Genomic DNA, 22327 nt, shown 5'->3' on the forward strand with positions numbered 1-22327 from the left:
TCTCTGGACAAACGGTCCTCAGTGAAGCAGTGTGGGAACCGGCCGTACATGGCTGGTTCCCACACCTGTTTCCGAACACAAGGAGATGCAAAAGTGACCCTTCCCTCAGGCCTGACACCAGGCGTTTGGACCCTCGACATGTCCCACAGCGAGATCGGCTTCACGGTCCGCCACGCAGGCATCAGCAAGGTCCGCGGCCGCTTCACGGACGCTTCGGCGGAAGCCCGTGTTGGCGAGTCCCTGGCCGATGCTTCACTGCACGCCACAGTCAAAACCGCCAGCTTCGAATCCGGCGACGCCAACCGCGACGGGCACGTCAAGGGCCCGGATTTCTTTGACGTGGAGCAATTCCCGGAGATGACGTTCCGTGCCACCTCGGTGGAAGGCGACGGCGAGGATTACACGCTTACCGGCGATCTCACCATTCGCGGCGTCACCAAGCCGGTGGAACTCGAAGTCGAATTCACCGGGGTTGCTGTTGACCCGTTCGGAGCCACCCGCGCGGGCTTCTCCGCAGAGACCGACATCAGCCGCAAGGAATTCGGCCTGACCTGGAACGCCGCGCTGGAAGCGGGCGGTCTGCTGGTCAGTGACAAGGTCAAGATCAACGTCGAAGCAGCGCTGGTCAAGCAGGCCTGAATGCCATGACCACTGGAAGCCCCCAGCGGGGCGATATCCGGCTCTCTGCCCGCGTCTTTGGCGTGGTCCAGGGGGTCGGATTCCGTTTCTGGACTATGGGCAAGGCCGACGAGCTTGCGCTCCGGGGCGTGGTGAAGAACCTCGACGACGGTTCAGTATCGGTGGTTGCCGAAGGGCAGGAGGAGCAGGTGCAGCAACTGCTGGACTGGCTGAGGTCGGAGAACGCACCCGGGCGCGTGGAGCGGGTGGAAGAAACGATCTCGGACGCCGACGGGTCCTTCCGGGATTTCAGGGCCCGCTGAGGCGCTCCCTATGGCCGGGAGGGTAGGCGTGCCGCCGGCCGGTCAGGATGAGCACAAACGAGATGATGGCAGGAATGGCGGCCGCCACCGGGATCAGGCCGGGGCCGGCCAACGTTAAGGCAGCGGCGCCGAACATCGCTCCGATGGTGATGCCCACCTGGATGGTCAGGACGGTCAGGCCGTTGGCCGCGTCCCGGTATTCACCGCCGGCCCGGAGGATGGCGGACTGATTATAGATTCCCATGGCGCCGATGCCGGTGCCCCACACGAGCATCAGGAGCATGGTTGCCGGCAGCGCGAGGTCTTCCCCCGCCACGCCCCCCAGCGCAAGCCCGGGCAGGGCGGTTCCCACCAGGGGGAGCAGCAGAAGCGAAACCACCACGCCGGCTACCGTGATGAGGTGCCAGCGCCGCGGCCTTGAATCCACGGTGATACCGGCGATCCAGATGCCCACCAGGCCGGCAACGCCCAGGACGCTGATGGAGAGCGGGATGCTGAAGTCGGGGAGCCGGACCTCGCGCAGGAACGGGGCAATGTAGGTGAACAGGGCGAAGTGTGCCATCAGCATCAGCGGCCACCCCACGGCGATGGTTTTCACACCGGGCTGGCCAATCGCTTTCCGGAGCGACGGGCGGGGAGCATCGGGGATTCGTCGAACCGGTGGAAGTAGCCACACGGCGAGCAGGGCGAGCAGTACGCCGGACGCGGCCAGCACAAGGAAGGCCGATCGCCAGCCCAGGAGGTTGCCAAGGGCAGTGCCAACCGGGGCACCGACGGCCAGGCCGAGGCTGTTGCCGCTGAACACGACGGCCAGGGCCTTGCCTACCTTGTGGGCGGGGACAATCCGGGCCACGAAAGGGGCCATCGCGGACCACAGCAGGCCGTGGGCGATGCCGCCCACCACACGCGAACCCATGGCTGCGCCGAAGTCCGGGACCACCGCCACCAGCGCATTGCTCGCGGCGAAAGCCAGGATCAGGGCGATGAGCAGGAAGTGCCGGGGAATCCGCGACAGGGCCATGGACAGCGGGATGACGGTAACGACGATGATGGCCGCGTAGCCCGCCGTGAGGTAGCCGGCGGTCGCCTCCGACACTTTGAAGTCAGCGCTGATTTGGGGCAGCAGGCCTGACGGCAGGAGCTCGGTAGTGATCGCAGTGAACCCGATGGCAGCGAGGACGATCAGGGCGCCGACAGGCATCTTGTTGGTCTGGGAGGTCACCCACTGAACTTACCTTGTTGGTGGCTGCCTGGGTTGGTGGCTCCCGGTGCGTTGGTGGCTGCCTGGGCGCAGGCTGCCCGGGCTGAGGCCGATGAAGGCTCCGAGCTCTTCGAGTCCCCCAGGTTTGGACGGCATATAGTTGGTGAGCTCGGGCGAACGGACTATCACCGCACGCCATTGCCCACGCGAAACTGCCACGTTGATCCGGTTCCGGTTCAGCAGGAATTCGGCCCCCCGCGGGGCTTCAGCCACCGCGGAACATGCCATGGACACCACAACAACCGGCGCCTCCTGGCCCTGGAACTTGTCCACCGTGCCCACCCGGACATCCGGCAGGCCCGCGTGCTGCAGTTCCTGCCGGATCAGCTGGACTTGGGCGTTGTACGCGGCCACCACCAGCAAATCCTCGGCAGCCAGCGGCCGGGCAGGTTTGTCGCCCCCCGGAATCCACTTCAGCCCGAGATGCCGTCGCGCCTGCCTGACCACTTCGGCCGCCTCTTCCAGGGAGGACGTGGTGTTCCCGGCATGCGCCACGAACACTGTTTCGACGCCGGCCGGCAGCTCGGCCAGGCTTCGCAGCGAAGCCGCCGGCGCCGCTTCGAGCTTGCCGTCGTAGTTGAGCACGGACACGGCACGGCACAGATCTGGATGCATGCGCCAGCTGTCGGCCAGGAAGTAACCCAGCTCTTCAGGCAGGGTGGCATGACCGGCGGCGAGCCAGCCCAGGGCCGATTCGTCCACCGGCTCCGGGTGCGAGCCCTGGGTGACCTGTGGCAGCTGCTGCGGATCGCCCAGGAGCAGGAGGCGCTTGGCGGCGCGGGCCACGGCCAGGGTGTTGGCCAGCGAGAACTGCCCGGCCTCGTCGATCACCAGCAGGTCCAGCGATCCGGCGGGGACCGACTTGCCGGTCAGGGCCCAGGCGGTGCCGCCCACCAGCGCACCGCCGGGGGAGGCCAGGAGGGCCGCGACGTCGTCGTCCTTCTTCTGCTGCCACGGCACGGCATGGTCGCCGACCACCTTCTTGGCCACCCGGCCCGGATCCACCCCGGCCGATTCGATGGCGGTGCACAGCATGTTCTCCACCACCGCATGCGACTGCCCCACTACACCGACCTTCCAGCCCTGGCGCACCAGCCTGGCAATGACGTGGGAACCCACATACGTTTTGCCCGTCCCGGGAGGGCCCTGCACGGCGAGGTAGGAATGATCGAGGTCCAGCAGCGAGCCAGTGATTGCGGTGACATAATCCGGCGCACCGGAGTTGCCGGTTTCGGGGCTGCCGGCTCCGACAGGGGCCGGGCCGGAGAGTGATCGGAACCGTGGCGGGAGCTTGCGGAGGATGTCGACGCCGGGATGCCTGGGGAGGGAGGGAACAACGGCACCCACGTCCTCGGCAAGTTCGGCCAGGGCAGCTTCGATGCTGGCAGTGCGGAGCGGCTGGTCCTCGGTGAGGGCCACCGGGATGTGGGGGTACGCCGGGACTTTGCCGGTTTCCTTCTCCTCGATGGTGATCCTGCTCTGGCCTGGGATCCGGGGATGGTCCTCCACCGCAGTCACCAGGGTGCCGAAGGTGAAGCCCCGGCCGGCGGTTCCGGACGACTCCTCCAAGCCCTCGGGGAGCGGGGAATCATAAAGCCGGCACCAGGTGCTGCCTGGCTTGAAGTCGGAGCCCTCGCTCATGGTTCCCGTCAGCCGGAGCGTGCGGGTGCGCATGCGCGCGGTGGGCTTGGCCATCGCCCAGTCCGCGACTACTTCCGCCGTGTCCACCACAAACACGTTGCGGTGATCGGACCAGTGGTCGATCTCGGCTTCGGTGCGGTCGAAGTGTTCCCACCAGAACTGCTTGCGTTCGCGCCGGTGGTACCCGGTGGCCGCAGCCACCATCGCGATGGCCCGTTCGTCGTTCGTCCAGGGCCTCGTGTCCGGGAGGCCGGCCAAGTACTCCTGAAGCCTGAGCTCACCGGGTGTGGGCTGCGCTTCAGCAACTTTGGGAACCCGGGGAGCCTCAGGAGCAGGGGGAGCCTCAGGGACCCCGGGTCGAAGCGGGCCAGGAGCGGAGCCCCGCAGTTCAAGCAACCAGTCCCGCAGACGGAGGGTGGAGAGGCAGTCGTACTCGTTGTAGTCGGAGATCGAGGCGAGGATCCGGGCGGCTTCCGCGGTGTCGCCGCCGTCCCGGGCCGCACAGTAGGCGGCGTAGGCCACCACGGAGGCGCCGGCGTCCTTCACCTCTCCGGAGCGAAGGTTGGCTCCCATGTACAGCGGCTCGAGTTTCTTGATGGAGTAGGACGGCTCGGAGATCCTGAGCGAATGCCGGGCCGTGGCGTAGAGGTCAACGAGCACCCCTTCGCGGAGCCAGTTGTCCACAATGTCCTCGCCAGCCAGATGCCGCACGGACAGGTTCCGGAGGGCCGATTTTTCGTACGCGGCGTAGTGGTAGACGTGCATGTCCGGAAACCGAGCGCGGCGTTCTTCCACATACGCCAGGAAGTCCAGGAACGCCTGCCGTTCACCGGAACGGGAATGCGCCCAGAAGGGCCGGAACACAGGCCTGCCGCCGCCGCCATCCTGCCCGGCAGGTGCCTCCACCACGCCAAAAAGGTACTCCAGGCCCCACTGGCTGGTGGCCGGATCCTGCCACAGCGGATCACCCTCGAAGTCGAAGAAAATATCGCCCGGGCTGGGCGCCGGAATGGTGGCCAAGGCGTTCTCCGGCAGGACCTTGAAGGCGACTGTGTGCTCTTCGCCGTCCTTGGTGAAGGTGCGGGAACCGTCCGGTACATCCCGGCCCAGCTGCATCCGGGCCTGGTCTCGGAGCCGTACCACTGAACCGGAGGCCTTGCCCGGCGGGAGACCGGCCAGTGCGTCGATGGTGGTGATGCCCTCGGCAATGAGCTTTTTGCGCCGGACGGTGGTCATGCCGCCCACCATGAGGAGGTCGCGGTGGGCCTGGACCTGCTCGGCGCAGTAGTTGCACCGGCCGCAGTAAGTGACGCCGGCTTGCTGCCACTGCACGGCCGCGTCCTGCTCCCGGTGGGCGGCGGTCAGCTCACGGAAGCGGTCGCGGCGCTCGCGGAACACGGGCAGCAGGTCCGGCAGGGAGTGGTGGCTGCGGACGTAGTCGCCGTCAACCACGGCGCCCAGGACCAGGGTGACTCGGGGCGAGGGTTCCAGGCCCATGCCGATGAGTTGGTCCCCGTAGGCGGCCAGTTGCAGGAGTGCTCCGACCTTGGCATGACGGGCAAGTTTGGTGTCCCATACTTCGTAGCGGCCCGGGTTGGCGGTCCCGGCCGCCTCATTGACGATGAAGTCCGCGTAGCCCAGGAATTCGCCGTCGAAGAACGTAGCCTGGAAGACGACGTCCGCCCCGGCCCGGAGCGCCAGTTCGGTTTCGGCCTGTTTAGCCAGCAGGTCCCCGCGTGTGTTGTCCCCGCGGTCAATGCAGTACACCCCGGCGCCGCGGCCGGCATCCCAGCTGCCGTACTGCTGGATGAGGCCGGCCAATACCTTTTCCTCGTGCCTGTCGCCGAGTTTCCCGGCCCGGCGCTGCATCTCATCCTCGGGAAACTGGGCTTTGGGGGAGCGGCCCAGCTTCTCATCCAGGATGCGGAGCGTGCGGTACTCACACTCGTTGGCGGCCACGAGATCGCTGGCGGAAAACACCAGATCCGGAGTTCCCGATTCAATAGCAGGATCGAGCAGAAACACGGGGCCTCCCCATTGATTCCCTGGCCGGAGGAGGCTTCCCCTGGCCACGCTTTGAATCTATCAAGAGGGACTGACAACGCATGCCGATTAGGAGTTCGCGGCCCGCACCTGGGCTTTGTCGTGCTCTGTGTGGGCGCTGCGGAGGAGGTCCATGAACTCGGTTTCGTTGCGGACCAGCCGCTTGTACTTCTCCGGCAGCTTCCGGATCTGGTCTTCCTCGCGGACCATCTTCGCGAAAATCCGGTCCCGCTCCACAATGTCCGTTTCGTAGTTCAGGTCAAGGTACTCAACAGCGTGCCGCCTGGCGCCGGACACCGCGTTCTTGGCCTTGCCCTTGGGACTGAAGATGGACGCCAGGATAGTGACCACCAGGACTCCCAGGATCACCGTCAGGGAGACGCCGGTGCTGACTTCCACCACATTGACGGGCTCGCCGTCGTTGATGAACGGCAAGTTGTTCTCGTGCAGTGCATGCAGAATGAGCTTCACGCCGATGAAGCCCAGGATCGCCGCAAGCCCGTAGGACAGAAAAATGAGCCGGTCCAGGAGCCCGTCGATCAGGAAGAATAGCTGTCGCAGGCCCATCAGTGAGAATGCGGTGGCAGTGAAGACGATGAAAACGTTTTGCGTTAGCCCGAAGATCGCCGGGATGGAGTCCAACGCAAACAGGAGGTCGGTGCCGCCAATCGCCACCATCACCAGGAGCATCGGGGTGAGGACGCGCTTGCCGTTTTCCATGGTGAACAGCTTGTCGCCGTCGTAGTGCTGCGACGCCGGGAGGAGCTTCTTGGCGAGCCGGACCACCAGGCCTTCGCTGTCATCGTCGTGGTCATCAGGCTTGAGCAGGTTGCCGGCCGTGATCAGGAGGATGAGCCCGAAGATGTAGAACACCCACGCGAAGCTGTTGATCAGCGCCGCGCCCAGGAAGATGAAGGCCGTGCGGGCGAGCAGGGAAAATACAATGCCAAACAACAGCACCTTTTGCTGGTCTGCCCGGGGCACCTTGAAACTGGCCATGATGATCAGGAACACAAAGAGGTTGTCCACGGACAAGGCCTTCTCTGTGACGTAGCCGGCAAAGTATTCGGTGCCCATGGTGGTGCCGCCAAACAGCAGCACGCCAAGGCCAAAGATCAGGGCGATTCCCACGTAGATGGAGGACCAGATGGCCGATTCCTTCAGCGACGGGCTGTGGGCTTTCCGGACATGGAAGAAGTAATCGAAGGCCAGCAGGCCAACAATTCCCGCGATGGTCAGGGTCCAGACAAGGGGAGAAACTGCCACGTGGGGGCCTTTCGTCGTGGGTCTTCCTCCAGACTACCTAAGCGGGTTTGAGGAGCTTCCGCTTCGTGACAGCCTCCCTGGACAACGTCTTGTAGCCTTCCCGCTCAAACAGGACGGTGATCACGTCGTCCTCATAGCGCATCACCAGCCCGGGACCCCACTTTTTGTGGGTGACAGGCGATTGGACCGGGAACGGAACATCATCCGCATTACCCGCAGCGCCGCCGTCGTGCTTTCCGGCGTGTGGCTCCGGCGCGCCATGCGGCGGGGCCTCCGCGCAGGAATCGCAGTTGCCGCACGGCTCCGGGAGGTCCTCGCCGAAATACCCCAGCAGGAACTGGCGCCGGCAGCCATCCGTTTCAGCATAGCCGCGCATCATCTGGAGGCGGGATTCGTCCACGCGCTGCCGCGCTTCGGCCAGTTCGACGGCGCGCCGCACCAGGGCGGCCGGCTTGGCTGTAGAGATGAGCCGGACGCCGCGCTTACCGGAGCTCACCGCACCGGCATCCTGCAACTGGTTCAGCAGTCCGGTCATATGGCGCGGCTTGAAGCCGGTGAGCTCGGCCAGTGACGAGGCGAAGACGGGCCCGTCCGCCGATCGGAGCGCCTTGAGCACAGCCAGCAGCGCCTCCGGGTCCGGATGGTGGGTGCCGAAGAACTTCCGCAGTCCAAGGTCCTCGGCGCGGTAGTGGAGAACCGCCGACGCCGGCTGACCGTCCCGTCCGGACCGGCCGATCTCCTGGTAGTAGGCATCCAGCGCCGCGGGAATATCGGCGTGGATCACAAAACGGATGTTCGGCTTGTCGATCCCCATCCCGAAGGCCGTGGTTGCCACCACCACATCCAGCTGGTCGTCCATAAAGAGTTCGAGGATACGTTCCCGGTCCGCGGCGGAGCGGCCTGCGTGGTAAGCCTCGGCACGAAGCCCGTGCCCAACCAGTTTGGCGGCGTACTTCTCGGTGTCCTTGCGGGTGGCCGCGTACAGCAGCCCCTGCTGCCGGGTATCCACACCGGATCCGTTTCCGTCAACGAAGGCAACCACCTGCTCCACCACGGCACGGCGCTTCTCCTTCTCCTCATGATGCCTGACCACATCCAGCATGATGTTGGGCCGGTCGAAGCCATGAACGAGGACCAGCGGGTCCTTCATGCCCAGCCGTTCCGCAATCTCCTCCCGCACCGGCGGGGAAGCCGTGGCCGTCAGCGCTGCCACGGGCGGGTTGCCGAGATGCTCCCGCACCGCGCCCAGAGTGAGGTAATCCGGGCGGAAATCGTGCCCCCAGGAGGAGACACAATGTGCTTCATCCACCACAATCAGAGCCGGGTGGACGGCGGCGATGCGCTCCACCGTTTCCTTCTTTGCCAGCTGCTCCGGGGCCAGGAAAAGGAACGCGGCCGCTCCCGACTCCACTTTTTGCCAGGCGTCGTCCACTTCCGCGTCGCTGTGGGCGGAGTTGATGGCGACGGCGGAGCCCTCGCCCAATGCCTCGGTGAGGCCGGTGATCTGGTCCTCCTGGAGGGCAATCAAAGGTGAAACCACGACGGCGGGGTGCCCCGTCTCCCGGTGGAGGTGGACGGCGGCCACCTGGTAGATCGCGGACTTGCCATAGCCGGTGGGCATGACGGCCAGGACGTCACGGCCGTCCGCCAGGGCTGACATGCCGGCGAGCTGGCCGTCGCGGAGCGTCGGGAGGGAGAAGGCGGAAGAGGCAAGCGCGCTGAGCGCAGGGTTCTGGGGCATTAAGGCAGCTCCGGGTGGTGGGTCCTGCGGCCGCTTGCTTCAGCCGTGGTCACCAGCCTACGCGAGGCGGCCACCCGTCGTCGTCCGCGGTCCGACAGGACACCCCTCCCAGCGCGCTTTGCCTTGACTTCCTGAGTCCCCTGAACAAGTGTGGAAGAACCCGTACCAGTCTGAATATTTTCGTGTTGACGGTGTCAGTTTGAAGAAGGAGAGTGCAGCGTGGCGCGAAAGAATCCGAAGGTCGAAGAGGTCAACGAGGCCGACATCGAGGTTACCGGCCACCCCAGGTCCTGGGCCGCCGGCTTCCCCGGCGTCTATCACTCCATGGAGCCGGCCATCACGCACATGGGCGCGGGCCGGGCCGGGAAGACCCTTCTGGCGATGAATCAGAAGGACGGCTTCGACTGCATGAGCTGCGCGTGGCCTGACCCGGACCACCGCAAGACCTTTGAATTCTGCGAAAACGGTGCCAAAGCGGTCACCTGGGAGGCTACGCCCGTGCTGGTCGGCCCCGAATTCTGGACCGAAAACCCGGTCAGCGAACTCCGGAAACGCTCCGAGTATTGGCTCGGGATGCAGGGGCGCCTCACCGCGCCGGTCTACAAAGCCACAGGTGAGGACCACTACCGGCCGGTCAGCTGGGACCGGGCCTTCACCATCATCGCGGACAAGCTGAAGTCCCTGCCCAGCCCGGACCAGGCCACCTTCTACACCAGCGGCCGGACCTCCAACGAGGCCGCTTTCCTGTACCAGCTGTTCGTCCGGGCGTACGGCACCAACAACCTGCCGGACTGCTCCAACATGTGCCACGAGTCCTCCGGCTGGGGGATGGGCCAGACCATCGGCATCGGAAAAGCCACGGTCTCCTACGACGACTACGCCAAGGCGGACCTGATCATCATCATGGGCCAGAACCCGGGCACGAACCACCCGCGGATGCTGACCGCCCTGGAGGAATGCAAGGAATCCGGCGGGGAGATTGTGGCCGTCAACCCCCTGCCGGAGGCCGGGCTGCGCCGCTACAAAAATCCGCAGAAGGTCAAGGGCATCATCGGCCACGGAACCGAGATTGCGGACCAGTTCCTGCAGATCCGGCTCGGCGGCGACATGGCACTCCTCCAGGCCGTCTCCAAGCGTGTGCTCGACGCCGAGGCCAAGAATCCCGGCACGGTGCTGGACCATGCGTTCCTGGCGGAGCACTGCCACGGGCTGGAAGAGCTGAAGGCGCACCTCGCCGAACTGGACGAGGCAGCCGTCCTGGAGGCTACCGGGCTGCGGACCGAGGAAATCGATGAGCTGGCGGACCGCTACCTGAAGGCCGAGAAAGTGATCATCACTTGGGCCATGGGCATCACCCAGCACAAAAAGGGCGTGGCCACCATCAAGGAGATCATCAACCTCCTGCTGCTCCGTGGCAACATCGGCAAGCCGGGCGCCGGCGCCTCACCTATCCGCGGGCACAGCAACGTCCAAGGTGACCGGACCATGGGCATCTGGGAGCAGATGCCGCCCTCGTTCCTGGACGCACTGGGCAAGGAATTCAGCTTTGAACCGCCGCGTGAACACGGCGCGGACGCCGTGGAAACCATCCGGCAAATGCGCGACGGCGGGATCAAGGTTTTCGTCGGGATGGGCGGGAACTTCGTGGGAGCCATTTCGGACACGCAGGCGGCCATCTCAGCGATGGAAAAAACGGAAATGTCAGTCCAGGTTTCCACCAAGCTCAACCGCTCCCACACTGTCACCGGCGCCGAGGCCCTGATCCTGCCCACCATGGGCCGCACCGAGATTGACCTGCAGGAATCCGGGCCGCAGTTTGTGTCCGTGGAGGACACCGTCTGCGCTGTCCATGGCTCCCACGGCGCGGTCCCGCCGGTGACGCCCGGGCTGCTGTCCGAGGTGGCCATCCTCAGCAGGCTGGCGCAGAAGGTGGTGGGGGACCGGGTCAACGCTGACTGGGCCGGGTTTGAGAAAAACTACGACCTCATCCGCGACCACATCTCCCGGGTGGTCCCCGGGTGCGAGGACTACAACGGGAAGATCCGGCAGAAAGGCGGCTTCGTGCTGCCGAACGGACCCCGGGACTCCCGCAAGTTCGACACCCCCATGGGCAAGGCGATGCTCACGGTCAACCAGCTCGAACACGTCGAACGGCCGGCGGGCACTCTGATCCTGCAGAGCATGCGTTCCCATGACCAGTTCAATACCACCATCTACGGCAATAACGACCGCTATCGCGGCATCAAGAAGGGCCGCGAAGTGGTGTTTGTCAGCCCGGAGGACCTCGCCGAGCTGGGGATCAGCGACGGGCAGCACGTGGACATTCATGGCGTGTACCAGGACAACGTGGAGCGTGTACTGCACAACTACCGGGTGGTCTCGTACCCCACTGCGGCGGGCTGTGCGGCCGCGTATTATCCCGAGGCCAACGTCCTTGTTCCGCTGGACAGCGTGGCCGAGGGCAGCCAGACGCCGGTATCCAAGGCAGTGATCGTCCGGCTGGAGCCAGCCAAAACATTCGTGCCGGCGGACGTGGCCGCCGGCTGAATACTGAGCGCGGGCTGACTACTGGGCGCTGTGCGTCCAGCCCTTCGCGCCGGGCTCCGGGTGGGGATTCCCCTGCTGGCGGGCGTCCTCACAGAGGCTGAACGCGACGTCGGCTGCTTTGGTGACGGACGCCGTCGAGGCCGCCTTGGAACCGGCGCTTCCGGTGCCGGCCTCGAGCGCGGCGGCGTAGCCTACCAAGAAGGCGGTGATCGGGGCTGCTGCGTGCGTCACGGAATCTGCGGACTTCCGGGCCAGCTCAAGGACCAGCTCCTGGTCGACCTTCAGGTCCAGGATCTGTAGGGACTGGGTCAGCTTGTGGGTCCACTGGTCCAGGATCTGAGCTTCGTCGTCGTTCGTGGCCATGGGGTCTCCTTCGTGGGGGCGGGTTTCGCGGAACGGCTGAGTGGAAGCAGACGGCTCTCAGGTGTCGATGGTGGACATGTTGGGGTAGCGGGCCCCTGCGGTGGCACCGGCAGGCGCCAGTTCATCCAGCAGCCGGAGGTCCTCCGCGGTGAGCTCGACCCCCACCGCGCCCAGGTTCTCGGCGAGCCGGTCGCGCTTTTTCGTGCCGGGGATCGGCACGATGTGCTGGCCCTGGGCCAGCAGCCAGGCGAGGGCGAGTTGGGCAGGGGTGCAGTCCTTCTGGCCGGCCAGTTCCTTCACCCGGTCCACGAGCTTCAGGTTGCGCGCAAGGTTGTCGCCCTGGAACCGGGGCGAGTGCCGGCGGAAGTCGTCTTCAGCGAAGTCATCAGCAGAGCGGATTTGGCCGGTCAGGAAGCCGCGGCCCAGCGGGCTGTAGGGCACAAAACCGATCCCCAGTTCCTCGAGCACCGGAAAGACCTTGGTCTCGGGTTCGCGTTCCCACAGTGAGTACTCGGTCTGCAGTGCAGTGATCGGATGCACGGCGTGGGCCCGTCGGATGGTTTCCGCGGACGCTTCGGACAAGCCCAGGTGGCGGACCTTCCCCGCTTCGACCAGGCCGGCCATGGCCCCCACGGTGTCCTCGATGGGCACGGTTTTATCCACCCGGTGCTGGTAGTAAAGATCGATATGGTCCACGCCCAGCCGCTGGAGGCTGGCATCGCAGGCGGCGCGGACATAGTCCGGATGGCCGTTGATGCCCACCCAGGAGCCGTCCTCCCGGCGTTCGTTGCCGAACTTCGTGGCCAGGACCACGTCGTCCCGGCGCCCTGCGATGGAGCCGCCCACGAGTTTTTCATTCGTGAAGGGCCCGTACATGTCAGCTGTGTCCAGCAGGGTTCCGCCGGCGTCGAGGAAGGCGTGGATGGTGGCGATCGATTCCTGCTCATCACCGGTCCCGTAGAACTCGCTCATGCCCATGCAGCCCAGGCCTAGGGCGGAAACGGTTAAGGGTCCAAGCGTCCGGTTTTCCATACGGTTCTCCTTCGCGGCGGAACTGGCTCAACGGCCTGCTTTTCCGCAAGCCGGATGGTGCACCGTAGGCCACTATAGGCGCGTTGTGTCGGCTGTCACAACAGGATTGCGGAGGAGCGTTAGGGTTGGAGGGAAGCCCGCAACGAAGGAGAATCCCCGTGAACGACATCACTATCAGCAACAATCCGGACCGGGAGCGGTTCGAGGTTTCGGTTGCCGGAAAAGTGATCGGGAAAGCCTGGTACAAGGCGTACGACGGCGATGGCCAGGCTGAGCGAATTTTCTATCACACGGTGGTCAATGAGGAATACGCGGGGCAGGGATTGGCAGGCAGGCTGGCCAAGGCGGCGCTGGATGAGACAGTTGCTGCGGGGCTGGGGATCGTCCCGGTGTGCCCGTTCATCAAGAGCTACATCACCGGGCACCCGGAATATGAGGCAAGCACCGTGGCCATCACGCCCGCGCATCTGCAGTTCCTGGACAAGGCGTTGGCTGCCCGGGCCTGACGTTTTTGCCGGCGGAGCCGGCCGGTGCATGTCATCAAATCGCGCTTCCAGCAGCCCGTAGAGCAGACTGTTATCTTGAGCAACCAACCCCGGACCCGCCTGGCGGTCGCCGGCCTGAGCCTGGGCACGGCGCTGAACCCGTTGAATTCGTCCATGATCGCCGTGGCACTGGTGGTGTTGCGCGCGGATTTTGGGCTCGACGTCGCAACGGTCACGTGGGTGATCACCTCCTTCTACCTCAGCTCCGCTGCGGGCCAGCCGCTGATGGGCAAGCTCGCGGACAGGTTCGGGCCGCGCAGGATGTTTACGCTAGGCATGGCACTGGTGGCCGTGACCTGCGCCCTGGCCCCCTTTTCGCCGAACTTCGCCTTGCTCTGTGTGGCCCGGGCCGTGATGGCTTTGGGCACCGCCGCGGCTTATCCCAGCGCGGTAGTGATGGTGGGCACCATGGTCCATCAATCCGGCACGGCCCGGCCGGCCGCCCTTAGTTCGTCCCGGCCCTTGGGGTACATCCAGATGGCAAACACGTCCGCAGCGGCGGTAGGACCGGTCATTGGTGGTCTGCTGGTGGGCTTTGTGGGCTGGGAGGCGCTGTTCCTTATCAACGTTCCGTTAGCGTTGGCTGCGTTGCTGATCGTCAGGCGCGCCGCCCCCGCGGATGCGACGAGGGAACGTGGAAGCTTCGCCGAGCTGGTGCGGGATTCAGATATCCCGGGCGTCCTCGGCTTTGTCAGCTCCCTGCTGCTGGTGATGATGGCTCTCCTTGACGTGGCGCCGGGGTACCGGTGGCTGCTGCTCGGAGCAGGGACCGTGACGGCGGCACTGTTTGCCTGGCGTGAACTGCGTTTCAGCCCGCCGTTCCTGGACCTGCGGCTCCTCGGCAGGAACCGGCCGCTGATGCTGGTGTACGCGGGCTTCGCCCTTTTCAACAGCGTCTACTACTTTGCGTTTTTCGGGCTGCCCCAGCTGCTGCAGGAGTCGGGGGGCTATGAGCCCGGCCTGGTGGGGCTGCTGATGTTGCCGCTGGCCGCCGCATCAGTAGTGGCCACACCATGGGCAGTCCGGGCGATGGGAAAGTTCGGGGTCCGGCAGGTGCTGATTGCCGGCGTCGTACTTCTCGCCGCGGTGGCCGCCCTCATGTGGCTCCTCACCCACTCACTGGCCATACCGCTGGTCCTGGTTCTGACGGCGCTCATGGGTGTTCCGTTCGGGGCGGTGAGCATCGCTTCGAACCAGGGCATGTTCGTCTCCACCCGGCCGCAGGAACGCGGTGTTGCTGCCGGAATCTTCCAGACCTGCCGCTACCTGGGCGCCATCACGGCCACGGTCCTGATCGGCGTGTTCGCCGCCGACGGCGTGGACCAGGAAAGCTGGGGACAGATGACTGTAACCATGCTGATCCTCACCGCTGCGGCCTTCGCCGTGACTTGGATGTGGCGCGAACGGAAAGACTAGCTGGTGCCCTGATTGCCAGAGGTCGGCGCTTATGATGGCCGCATGTCATCCTACGAAGTCACCCGCAGCGCCTTCATTCCTGCCTCGCCGGAAGAAATCTTTCCGCTGGTAAACAGCTTTCTTGAGTGGACAAAATGGTCGCCGTGGGAGAACGTCGATCCGGAAATGGACCGTTCCTACGCAGGCAACGATGCCGGTGTCGGGGCCCGCTATGCCTGGAGTGGCAACCGCAAAGCCGGCAGCGGAAACATGGAGATTGTTGAGTCTGACTTTCCCGGGAGCGTCAAGGTACGGCTCGAATTCACGAAGCCGTTCAAGGCCGTGAACCCCACCTCGTTCACGTTTACCCCGGCCGACGGCGGCACCCGGGTCACGTGGCGGATGACCGGCGAGAACAAGGGGTTGGCCAAGATTTTTGCCCTGGTTGTCAACATGGACAAGATGGTGGGCGGCGATTTCGAGCGCGGGCTGGCCGCGCTGTCCACGGCCGCGACGGCCAGCAAAGCCTGACCCTGTGGGCGGATTCCCGGTCCTAGCTGTCGAGGATCTGTTCACGCAGAATATCGGCATGCCCGCAGTGCTGGGCGAGTTCGCGCAGCACGTGCAGGTACACCCAGTGCAGGGGGAGCGGGCCGCGGCGGTTCCCGAGGAGCATATCGTCGAGTGACAACGACGACGTCGCCTGGCGCGCTGCCTCGCAGGCCTCCCGGTGGGCCCGCTGGACACCGGCGATGGTGTCCTCGCCTGAGAGGATAAAAGACTCATCAGGCCCCGCCGGGATACCGATCTCCGCGCGGGACCGGCACGTGACGGCTTCGTCGAACCAGACTTTCTCCACGAAGATCGCGTGCTTTACCAGGCCGAGCAGGGTGGTGCGGGACGACACCAGGGACCGGCGCGCCTGCTCCTCGGTCAGCCCGTTCAGGCAGCTGGTGAGCATGTTCCGGTGGTCATCCAGGAATGCCTCAAACTGGGCGCGCGCAGGCTGACGGATGGCGTTCTCGGCGAGAGTGGTGTGGGGAGCGGGCATCCACGCAGTATCGCAAGGTCCGGGTGCGGAGGCAACGGCCGACGTCGGGCGCTCACCCGTGGCGGTCGGGGTGCCGCACGCCTATCGTGGAGCCATGTCCAATTCTTTTGCGTCCTTTGTGGAGACCTTCAAAAACGTCGGCGTTGCCAAGGCGTATGGCGAGCCCGTTACCGTCGGAGGGGAAGAGATCGTCCCGGTGGCACTGGTGTCCTTCGGATTCGGCGGCGGTGGCGAGGCCGGGGAGGGCGCCTCCGGAGGCGGCGGGGGTGGCATGGTGCTGCCCCTTGGCGTATACGGGAACGCCGGCGGCCGCGCGGAGTTCCGGCCCAACACCGTTGTCACCTTGGTCTGCCTTGTCCCGGTGATCGCCGTCCTCGGCGGCGCGGTTCGTGGTGCGATCCGCGCCGCAAGGTCTTAGCGCCGGAAACGCCTATTTCGCGCCTGGCGGGCCAGCCGGATGAATCCGTAGACGAACACGGTTTCGATGAGCACCATCAGTCCCAGCAGCAGCCACTGATGCTGGGCGATGAAAACGACGGCGCCGGTGATCACCAGTGTGGTTCCGAGCGCCAGCGCATACACGGCGAACCCGAGGGCAACCTTTGCGCTGCGCACTCCCGTGCTGAAGCCGAAGCCCACCGGCTCGCCGCCGGGACGCCCGGCCACACGGTCCGGGCGGGCGGGCTTGACCTTGTCGAATTCCTCCCAGAGGTCAGGGTCCTGGTTGCTCATGGTTTCATTATCGCGCGGCGCAACCGCTCCATAACACATCTCCAACCTTTGTGGGGAGGCTGCTCAAATTAGGGTATGTCGCTCTGTTCCGGTTCGGTCGATAATGGCCACATAAGCTTCGGGGACCCTCGCGCCGATGATGGCTGGCGGGGCGTTGCAGAGTCCCAGGTGGCCGCCCCGGCACTTGGCGCAAGGGACGGCCACGCGGCCCCGGGCAACGATGCTCCGGGACCGCCACCGGGGGGAGAGCACCGCCACCAACGCGAAAAAGGCACAAAGGAAATCATCATGCTCAAGGATTCAACGATCATGGCTGTCCTACCCGCGAAGGACATCAACAGGGCGAAGGATTTCTACCGCGACAAGCTGGGACTCGAATCATCCGAAGCCATGGAGGAGGACAGCCTGCTCTACAAGTGCGGAAACGGAACCAGCTTCCTCGTCTACCAGACAGACAATGCCGGTTCAGCCAAGAACACCCAGATGGGCTGGGAAACAGACAACCTGGAACGGGAGATGGAAGACCTGAGGGGCCGCGGCGTCGTCTTCGAAGACTACGACTTCCCCGGTCTGAAGACAGAAAACGGCGTTGCCACCAATGACTGGGGGAAGTCCGCCTGGTTCCTGGACAGCGAGGGAAACATTCTCAACCTTTCCCAGCGGGCGTAGTAGCCGCCGGGGCTGAGAAGGCCATCACGGGCCGCCCTGCCACCGCGGGGCGGCCCGTTCGACGCCGAGTGGAATCCGCGTCGCTGAGGGGGAATCGCCGTCGCCCCTTCCATTGGGACCCGCTGACCGGGGGGAATTCCAGCAGGACGCCGCTGTCTGACGATGTGCTGGGGGACATTGTCGCGCTTCGCCGTGCCGAGATTTTGGGAGCAGGGGCTTAAGGCCACGCGGGGGTCCTCGTCGTCTATCCCCTGACGGGGCGCACGTGCAAGTATGGGGGCTCAGCGAAACTGGCACCGTAAGGGGGATCCGATGGAATCCAAAGGATTGCTGCTTGATGCCTTCGGGCGGATCCGGGAAACCGTGGAGGCCACCCTTAATGGGCTCGACGACGAGGCTTTGGTCCGGCGTCCGGCGGGAACCGGGAACTCGATCGCGTGGCTGATCTGGCACCTCAGCCGGGTTGAAGACGCGCAGGTCGCCTCTGCCGCAGGCCTAGACCAGGTGTGGACGTCACAGGCCTTTGCCGGTCGTTTCGGACTGCCCCTGACAGAGCGCGATACCGGCTACGGCCATTCCAGTCACCAGGTCGACGCGGTGCAGGCGACGCCGGAACTGCTCCTGGAGTACTACGACGCCGTCCACCGGCAGACGGTGGGGTTTCTGAAGACTCTCACCGACGACGACCTGGACCGGGTGGTTGACAAGCGCTGGGACCCGCCCGTCACACTCGGCGTGCGGCTGGTCAGCACCATCGCCGACTGCCTCCAGCACGTGGGGCAGGCCGCGTACGCGAGGGGGCTCAACCTCCAGGGCGAAGGCTAGAGCCGGGCCGCCAGCGCGCGGCCCACTGTCCGGCCGGTGAAGAGGCAGCCGCCCAGGAACGTTCCTTCCAGCGCGTTGTACCCGTGGGCGCCTCCGCCGCCGAAGCCGGCAGCCTCGCCGGCAGCGTACAGGCCCGGAATACAGGTGCCGTCCTGCGCGAACGCCTGCCCGGTGAGGTCTGTCTGGATGCCGCCGAGGGTTTTGCGGGTGACCACATGAAGCCTGACGGCGATCAGCGGGCCTGCCGCCGGGTCAAGAATCCGGTGCGGCTTTACTGTCCGGAATAGCCTGTCGCCGAGGAAACGCCGGCTGTTATGGATGCCGGCGACCTGGATGTCCTTCGAGTAGGGGTTCCGGACCTCGGCGTCACGTTCCTCGATCTGGCGCCGGAGGTGCTGGTAGTCCAACAGGGCCTCGCCGGTCAGCCGGTTCATCTCGCTCACCAGGTCGGCCAGGTTGTCCGCAATCACAAAATCCTCGCCGTGCTCCTTGAACGCCTCGATCGGGGCAGCGGCGCCGCGGCCCAACCGGGACCGGAGCAATAGCTTGAGGTCCCGGTTGGTGATGTCCGGGTTCTGCTCGGAGCCGGAGAGGGCGAACTCTTTTTCGATGATCCTCTGGGTGAGGATGAACCAGGAGTGGCTGTGCTGCTGGATGTCCGGTGTGGTTCGCAGCAGCTTCAGGGTGCCCAGGGTGTCGTAGCCGGGCAGCCCGGGCGCGGGGAGGCGGCGGCCCAGGGCATCGAACCACAGGGAGGACGGCCCGGGCAGGATCCGGATGGCGTGGTCCGGCCAGACGGGGTTCCAGTTCTGGATACCCTCGGTGTAGTGCCACATCCGGTCGCGGTTGACCAGCCGGACGCCGGCGTCGTCCGCGATGCCCAGCATCCGCCCGTCGACATGCTGCGGAACGCCGGTGATCATCTTCTTCGGAGCTGTGCCCAGGCGCTGTGGCCACCACTGGCGCACCTGGTCGTGGTTTCCGCCGATCCCTCCGGTTGCGATGAGCACCGCCTGGGCATGCAGCTCAAACTCCCTAACAGCATCCCGGTTCGAGGCCACGCCACGGGACGAGGAATCCGGTGCCAGAACGGTGCCCCGCACCCCGGTGACCGCACCGCCGTCGAACATCAACCCGTCCGCCTGATGGCGGAAGTAGAACCGGACCTGGCCCGACGCTGCAGCCGCCCGGGCTTTGTCTGCGAACGGTTCGGAGATTCCGGTGCCTGTTCCCCACGGGACATGGAAGCGGGGAACAGAGTTGCCGTGGCCGCCGGCCCTGCCGTCGCCCCGTTCTGCCCAGCCCACCAACGGGGTGAACTTGATGCCCTGCTGCAGCAGCCAGGCATGTTTCTCGCCGGCCGCGAACTCGACGTACGCGCGTCCCCATTGCCGGGCCCATTCGTCCTCGGGGTGCTGGCCGTCGAGCCGGTCCCATTGTGCGGAGCCCTGCCAGTCCTGCCACGCCAGGTCGAAGGTGTCCTTCACGCGGAGGCGGCGCTGCATGGGCGTGTCCACCAGGAAGAGTCCGCCGAGCGACCAGAATGCCTGGCCGCCCAGGTTGGCCGCATTCTCCTGATCCAGGATGGCCACACGCTTGCCGGCCCTGACCAGTTCGTTGCTGGCGGCGAGCCCGGCCAGGCCACCGCCGATGATAATGACGTCTGCGTCCATACCGCCCTGCTGGTGTAGTTGGGGTCTGACAAGCACTTGTCAGACCCCAACCTACGGCCTGTTTAGCCCGCAGCGGGAGTGCCCGGCCGCTGAGGCGGCGCATTCTGCGCCATCATTCGACGCCTGCCGGCGGACCGCCGCGGAACTGTGCGCCACACAAGGTGCTCCGGCCGAATGATGGCGCAAAATCCGCCGCAGCCGGGGGCAGGACTGGTTAACTGTCAGGGAAGCCGAGAGAGAGGGAGCGCGCATGTCCGGTTTGGCCGCAGAACGGAAACTACGGGTGAGTCTGCCCAGCGAGGAGCTGGCGGACGCGGTGAAGGTGCCCGCCGGCGTCGAACTCTTCTTGTGGGACCTGAGCGGTGAGGCGCCGGCGCAGCACTTCGATCTGGTGGTGCCGCCCTATATGGGCAGGCCGGACGCACTCGCGGCGCTCGCCGGCGTCGACGTGGGGCTGGTTCAGAGTCAGTCAATTGGGTACGACGGCGTCGCGAAGGTTTTGCCCGCAGGGTGCCGTTTTGCCAACGCTTCGGGAGTACATGAAACCTCGACGGCGGAACTTGCCGTGGGCATGATGATCGCCAGCCAGCGGGGCATTGCTGACTTCGTGCGGAACGCGGCGACGGGAACCTGGGACACCCGGCCGCGGCCCAGCCTGGCGGACCGGCGGGTACTCCTGGTGGGCTACGGGGGAGTGGGGAAGGCGATTGAGGCAAGGCTGCTGCCGTTTGAAACTGAGGTGACGCGGCTTGCCAGCCGTGCCCGGGACGATGAAAACGGCAAAATCTACGGGATTGATTCCCTGTATGAGCAGCTGCCGCTGCACGACATTGTGGTGGTTAGTGTTCCCTTGGGCGAGCAGACCCGTCGTCTCGTTGACGGCGAGTTCCTTGCGGCGATGCCGGACGGTGCGCTGCTGGTGAACGTCGCGCGGGGTCCGGTGGCCGACACCGATGCCCTGCTCCGCGAGACGTCGACAGGCCGGTTGCGGGCGGCACTGGACGTAACAGACCCTGAACCGCTGCCGCAGGACCACCCGTTGTGGACTGTGCCGGACGTGCTTATCACTCCGCACGTTGGTGGCGCGAGCACGGCCATGCTGCCCCGGATGGCGCGGCTCATCCGCAAGCAGATCGGGCTGCTGCAGGCCGGCGAGGAACCGGTGAATGTGGTGCTGGGCGGACGCGCCTGGCGCTAGGGGAGCAGAAAGGGGGCGCGAGCTATGGCCCTTTCGAAAGAGGCATGCCTAGACTGGCCAGACCTCCGACCGTAGGAAGACATTCAGTTGCTCAAGCCGCGGGCAGCCCCTGCACCCGGAGGTCCATCGCAGCACTTTATGATCCGCCGCGCCCCTACCGGGACCGCCGCGCTGACAAGAGGAGAGCATGATGACAGGGAACAAAGCCGTTGCCTACAAGGAGCCCGGCAAGGTCGAGCTGATCGACATCGACTATCCAACCTTCGAACTGAAAGACGGGCCGGGCGTGAACCCCGCGAACGTGGGGCGGGCGGTCAACCACGGAGTAATCCTGAAGACCGTGGCCACCAACATCTGCGGATCCGACCAGCACATGGTCCGCGGGCGTACCACGGCCCCGCCCAATCTGGTGCTCGGGCACGAGATTACCGGCGAGGTAGTGGAGGTGGGCCGCGACGTCGAGTTCATTAAAGTCGGAGACCTCTGTTCGGTGCCGTTCAACATCGCCTGCGGCCGGTGCCGCAACTGCAAGGAACGCAAGACGGGCATTTGCCTGAACGTGAACCCGGACCGCCCGGGCAGCGCCTACGGGTACGTGGACATGGGCGGCTGGGTGGGTGGCCAAGCGAATTACGTGCTGGTGCCGTACGCCGACTGGAACCTGCTGAAGTTCCCGGACAAGGACCGGGCCATGGAGAAAATCCTGGACCTGGCCATGCTGTCGGACATTTTCCCCACCGGCTTCCACGGGGCCGTTTCCGCTGGGGTCGGCGTCGGTTCCACGGTCTATGTGGCCGGCGCGGGTCCTGTTGGCCTCGCCGCGGCTACCAGCGCGCATCTGCTCGGTGCCGCCGTCGTGATTGTGGGGGACCTTAACGAGGACCGGTTGGCGAGGGCACGCAGCTTTGGCTGTGAAACGGTGGATCTGACCAAGGGCGGCCCGGCGGAGCAGATCGAGCAGATCCTGGGCGTGCCGGAGGTGGACTGCGGCGTGGACGCCGTGGGCTTTGAGGCGCGCGGTCACGGCCATGACGCCAAGGAGGCGCCCGCCACGGTGTTGAATTCGCTCATGGACATCACCGCCGCCGGTGGTGCCCTGGGCATCCCGGGGCTGTACGTCACTGGCGATCCCGGCGGAGTTGACGAGGCTGCCAAGACTGGTTCGCTCAGCCTCAGCCTGGGCACCGGGTGGGCGAAGTCGCTCAGCTTCACTACCGGCCAGTGCCCGGTGATGAAGTACAACCGCCAGTTGATGATGGCCATCCTGAACGACAAGGTGAACATCGCCAAGAACGTCAACGCGAAGGCGATCACCCTTGAAGAGGCGCCCAAGGGCTACGCCGAATTCGACGCCGGTGCAGCCACGAAGTACGTCCTCAACCCGAACGGCTACCTCAGCTAGGG

General features: G+C 65.4%; 20 protein-coding genes. 11 read left to right on the forward strand and 9 right to left on the reverse strand.

Annotation, left to right across the window (positions count from 1 at the left end):
• Positions 1–93 precede the first annotated feature (93 nt).
• Positions 94–639: a YceI family protein gene (locus tag AB4Y73_RS14830; protein ID WP_441872647.1), complete on the forward strand. Its 546-nt coding sequence runs from the start codon at positions 94–96 to the stop codon at positions 637–639.
• Between the two features lie 5 nt (positions 640–644).
• A complete protein-coding gene (locus tag AB4Y73_RS14835) occupies positions 645–941 on the forward strand; it encodes an acylphosphatase (RefSeq protein WP_441872648.1) in 297 nt (98 codons plus the stop codon).
• On the opposite strand, the gene AB4Y73_RS14840 is transcribed toward AB4Y73_RS14835, so the two are convergent.
• From AB4Y73_RS14840 to AB4Y73_RS14855, 4 genes are all read right to left on the reverse strand, one after another.
• On the reverse strand, positions 928–2142 hold the full coding sequence (locus tag AB4Y73_RS14840; protein ID WP_441872768.1) for an MFS transporter: 1215 nt from the start codon (positions 2140–2142) through the stop codon (positions 928–930). The genes AB4Y73_RS14835 and AB4Y73_RS14840 overlap by 14 nt on opposite strands.
• Positions 2143–2172: 30 nt before the next feature.
• Complete coding sequence (locus tag AB4Y73_RS14845) at positions 2173–5868, reverse strand: TM0106 family RecB-like putative nuclease (protein WP_441872649.1); 3696 nt, start codon at positions 5866–5868, stop codon at positions 2173–2175.
• Positions 5869–5955: 87 nt separating this feature from the next.
• Complete coding sequence (locus tag AB4Y73_RS14850; protein WP_441872650.1) at positions 5956–7152, reverse strand: TerC family protein; 1197 nt, start codon at positions 7150–7152, stop codon at positions 5956–5958.
• Positions 7153–7189: 37 nt separating this feature from the next.
• A complete protein-coding gene (locus tag AB4Y73_RS14855) occupies positions 7190–8893 on the reverse strand; it encodes a RecQ family ATP-dependent DNA helicase (RefSeq protein ID WP_441872651.1) in 1704 nt (567 codons plus the stop codon).
• Positions 8894–9112: 219 nt separating this feature from the next.
• On the opposite strand from AB4Y73_RS14855, the gene AB4Y73_RS14860 reads away from it, so the two are divergent.
• Complete coding sequence (locus tag AB4Y73_RS14860) at positions 9113–11440, forward strand: FdhF/YdeP family oxidoreductase (protein ID WP_441872652.1); 2328 nt, start codon at positions 9113–9115, stop codon at positions 11438–11440.
• A gap of 18 nt (positions 11441–11458) precedes the next feature.
• Here AB4Y73_RS14860 and AB4Y73_RS14865 read toward each other — a convergent pair whose 3' ends face one another.
• Both AB4Y73_RS14865 and AB4Y73_RS14870 read right to left on the reverse strand, forming a co-directional pair.
• Entirely contained in the window at positions 11459–11803 is a 345-nt protein-coding gene (locus AB4Y73_RS14865) for a DUF6457 domain-containing protein (protein ID WP_441872653.1), read from the reverse strand.
• 57 nt (positions 11804–11860) lie between these two features.
• On the reverse strand, positions 11861–12835 hold the full coding sequence (locus AB4Y73_RS14870) for an aldo/keto reductase (protein WP_441872654.1): 975 nt from the start codon (positions 12833–12835) through the stop codon (positions 11861–11863).
• Between the two features lie 158 nt (positions 12836–12993).
• Between AB4Y73_RS14870 and AB4Y73_RS14875 the strand changes: the two genes are divergently transcribed.
• From AB4Y73_RS14875 to AB4Y73_RS14885, 3 genes are all read left to right on the forward strand, one after another.
• Positions 12994–13341, forward strand: a complete 348-nt coding sequence (locus AB4Y73_RS14875) for a GNAT family N-acetyltransferase (RefSeq protein ID WP_441872655.1) — start codon at positions 12994–12996, stop codon at positions 13339–13341.
• A 75-nt stretch (positions 13342–13416) separates the two neighbouring features.
• Positions 13417–14796: an MFS transporter gene (locus tag AB4Y73_RS14880; RefSeq protein WP_441872656.1), complete on the forward strand. Its 1380-nt coding sequence runs from the start codon at positions 13417–13419 to the stop codon at positions 14794–14796.
• Positions 14797–14838: 42 nt separating this feature from the next.
• Positions 14839–15306 carry an SRPBCC family protein gene (locus AB4Y73_RS14885; RefSeq protein ID WP_441872657.1) on the forward strand — a complete coding sequence of 156 codons (468 nt, stop codon included), beginning with the start codon at positions 14839–14841 and terminating at the stop codon, positions 15304–15306.
• A gap of 22 nt (positions 15307–15328) precedes the next feature.
• Here AB4Y73_RS14885 and AB4Y73_RS14890 read toward each other — a convergent pair whose 3' ends face one another.
• Complete coding sequence (locus tag AB4Y73_RS14890; RefSeq protein ID WP_441872658.1) at positions 15329–15826, reverse strand: DinB family protein; 498 nt, start codon at positions 15824–15826, stop codon at positions 15329–15331.
• A 94-nt stretch (positions 15827–15920) separates the two neighbouring features.
• Between AB4Y73_RS14890 and AB4Y73_RS14895 the strand changes: the two genes are divergently transcribed.
• On the forward strand, positions 15921–16244 hold the full coding sequence (locus AB4Y73_RS14895; RefSeq protein ID WP_441872659.1) for a hypothetical protein: 324 nt from the start codon (positions 15921–15923) through the stop codon (positions 16242–16244).
• Here AB4Y73_RS14895 and AB4Y73_RS14900 read toward each other — a convergent pair.
• A complete protein-coding gene (locus tag AB4Y73_RS14900; protein ID WP_441872660.1) occupies positions 16241–16558 on the reverse strand; it encodes a hypothetical protein in 318 nt (105 codons plus the stop codon). The genes AB4Y73_RS14895 and AB4Y73_RS14900 overlap by 4 nt on opposite strands.
• Positions 16559–16846: 288 nt before the next feature.
• Here AB4Y73_RS14900 and AB4Y73_RS14905 point away from each other — a divergent pair, with 288 nt between their 5' ends.
• Entirely contained in the window at positions 16847–17227 is a 381-nt protein-coding gene (locus AB4Y73_RS14905) for a VOC family protein (RefSeq protein WP_441872661.1), read from the forward strand.
• A 312-nt stretch (positions 17228–17539) separates the two neighbouring features.
• Positions 17540–18052, forward strand: a complete 513-nt coding sequence (locus AB4Y73_RS14910) for a mycothiol transferase (RefSeq protein WP_441872662.1) — start codon at positions 17540–17542, stop codon at positions 18050–18052.
• On the opposite strand, the gene AB4Y73_RS14915 is transcribed toward AB4Y73_RS14910, so the two are convergent.
• Positions 18049–19725, reverse strand: a complete 1677-nt coding sequence (locus tag AB4Y73_RS14915) for an FAD-binding dehydrogenase (protein WP_441872663.1) — start codon at positions 19723–19725, stop codon at positions 18049–18051. The two genes, AB4Y73_RS14910 and AB4Y73_RS14915, sit on opposite strands and share 4 nt — an antisense overlap.
• Positions 19726–19975: 250 nt before the next feature.
• Between AB4Y73_RS14915 and AB4Y73_RS14920 the strand changes: the two genes are divergently transcribed.
• On the forward strand, positions 19976–20923 hold the full coding sequence (locus AB4Y73_RS14920) for a 2-hydroxyacid dehydrogenase (RefSeq protein ID WP_441872664.1): 948 nt from the start codon (positions 19976–19978) through the stop codon (positions 20921–20923).
• Positions 20924–21113: 190 nt separating this feature from the next.
• Positions 21114–22325, forward strand: a complete 1212-nt coding sequence (gene fdhA / locus AB4Y73_RS14925) for a formaldehyde dehydrogenase, glutathione-independent (RefSeq protein WP_441872665.1) — start codon at positions 21114–21116, stop codon at positions 22323–22325.
• Positions 22326–22327 lie beyond the last annotated feature (2 nt).

It is taken from the genome of Pseudarthrobacter sp. TAF60_1, assembly GCF_052113505.1.
Lineage (GTDB): Bacteria > Actinomycetota > Actinomycetes > Actinomycetales > Micrococcaceae > Arthrobacter.